At 72.0% G+C, this 2,145-nt stretch carries 2 protein-coding genes; both read right to left on the reverse strand.

What is annotated here, in order from left to right; genetic code table 11:
• Positions 1-53 precede the first annotated feature (53 nt).
• Entirely contained in the window at positions 54-1,265 is a 1,212-nt protein-coding gene (locus Mterra_RS20815; RefSeq protein WP_119316821.1) for a DSD1 family PLP-dependent enzyme, read from the reverse strand.
• A partial coding sequence (locus Mterra_RS20820; protein ID WP_119316822.1) for a D-arabinono-1,4-lactone oxidase occupies positions 1,266-2,145 on the reverse strand: 880 nt, incomplete at its 5' end. It lies immediately after the preceding gene.

The following is a 2,145-nucleotide window of genomic DNA, read 5'->3' on the forward strand; positions in this document are numbered from 1 at the left end:
CCCCTCCACCCCTCCCCACACAGGAACGGGCGCTCTCCTCACCACGAGCCGCTTTACGCTTCCTCACTAAACACCGGCCAAGTCGCCACGATCCGGCCCTCCCGCACCACCCGCAGGTCACCGAACTGTAGGAGCACGCCCTCGCTCTCGTAGGGCCGCAGGAACACGTAGTCGTCGGGCTCGAGCGCGGTGCGCCCGGAGCCGTTGAGGACGGCCTGGTTGAAGCTCTTGCCGTAGAGGGGGTTTTCGGCGAGCCCACCGGGGGAAACCGGCCGGGCGGGCCAGCGGCCGCCGTAGATGAAGTGGGTGCGGGCCCAGTTGGGGTTGAGGCGGGAGAGGAGCGGGGCGAAGCGCTCGAGGCCCGGTAGGGTGGTGCCCTCCAGCACCTTGAGCACCGGCGTGGCGATGAAGGCGGCGGGCTCGAGGTCGGCCAGCAGGGGCAGGTCGAAGTCGAGCGGCTTGAGCAGCGCCGAACCCAACGCGACGTCGTTGAGCGGGCTGCCCTCGCCGTGCAGCCGGAAGGTGGGGCTTCCCGCCCCGTTGAAGGTGAGGCCGGGACTCCACAGGTCGGGGAACTGCGACCGCAGGTAGCCGGTGAAGGCCCGGTAAGCCGCCTGGGACTTCGCCAGCGAAACCTCGGGCTTCTCGAGGAAGCCCGGCAGCTTGCCCACGTGCGCGTCGTAGCCCATGAACCCGGCGAACTCCAGCCGCTCGGGGTTCTCCCGGATCAGCCGCAGCGCGGGGGCGAGTGCCGCCGGCTCGGGGAAGCCCCCCCGGTGCAGCCCGACGTCGATCTCGAGGTTCACCCGCAGCCGCACCCCCAACCCCCGCGCTAGGGCGAGGTACTGCCCCAGGCGCTCCGCCGTGTCCACGAGCCACTGGAGCTGCCGCCCGGGGTCGAAGCCGGTGGGCGGCAGGTCGCGGTAGAAGCCCTCGACGGCCCGCGCCGGCAGGGGCTTGCCCAGCAGCACGTCGGCCTCGGGGAACAGCCGCGCGGTCTGGAGCAGGAAGGGCAGGTGAAAGACCATCTGCCGCCGGGTCCCGGCGGCCTTGAGCACGTGCTCCAGCAGCTTCGGGCTCGGCAGCGACTTGTTGACGACCCGCAGCGCCGCGTGGCGCGGGAAGGTGGCCCGCACGCGCTCGAGGTTGCGCTCCAGGCGCTCGAGGTCGATCAGCAGCACGGGCCGCCCCGGCCCCTCCGCGCGCAGCAGGCGGTTGAGGGCGGCGAAGTAGGGGGTGTGGGGCTGGCCCCGGTCGCGCGGCATTCAGGCCCCCAGCGCCTCGCGCAGGTGCGCGTTGAGGAACTTGCCGCGGGGGTCGAGCTCGAGCCGCACCCGCCGGAAGTCGTCGAAGTGGGGGTAGAGCTCGCGCAGTTCGCCCGCCTTGAGGCTGTGCATCTTCCCCCAGTGGGGCCGCCCGCCGTGGCGGCGGAGGATGGGCTCGACCACACGGAACAGCGGCCAGGGGTCCTGCTTGTGGTACTGGTGCACCGCGATGGAAGCCCGCGCCCCGCCCCCGAAGGGCGAGAGCCAGAAGCCGTCGCCCGCCACGTAGCGGTACTCCACGGGGATGAAGACCTGCACCCCGCTCTTGCGGATCGCCGCGCAGACCTCCTCCAGGCACTCCGGCCCCCGCTCGGCGGGAACGTGGTACTCCATCTCGTTGAAGCGCACCTCGCGCGGGGTGGCGAAGATCCGGTAGGACTCACCCACCCGGCGGCTCGAGCCCACCAGCACCCCCACCAGCCGCTGCAAGGGCGCGTTGAGGACGGGCAGTGCGCGCGAGAGTTCGCAGGCCCAGCGCAGCACGGTGTTCTCCACGAAGCTGTTGACCCCGGTTTTGCCGGCGGGTTCCTGGGCCGGGTTGAGGGTCTTGACGATGGTCTGCCCGCTGAAGGGGAAGACGTGGCAGTCGAGGTGCCGGTTCTCCCGCGCCAGGCTCGGGAGCTCGGGCAGCAGCGTGCCTAGCCCCACCACCCGCACGCGCTCCTCGAGCCGGTAGCTCGGCACGTTCTGCAGCGTCACCCAGCTGATGACCCCCAGGGCGCCCAGGCTCACCCCTGCCGCCCGGAACACCTCGGGGTTTTGCGCGGGGGAGCACTCGAGCACGCCCCCGTCCGCCAGCACCAGCCGCAGGCCCGCCGCC

Origin of the sequence: Calidithermus terrae, assembly GCF_003574345.1 — a bacterium.
GTDB classification, from domain to species: Bacteria; Deinococcota; Deinococci; order Deinococcales; family Thermaceae; genus Calidithermus; species Calidithermus chliarophilus.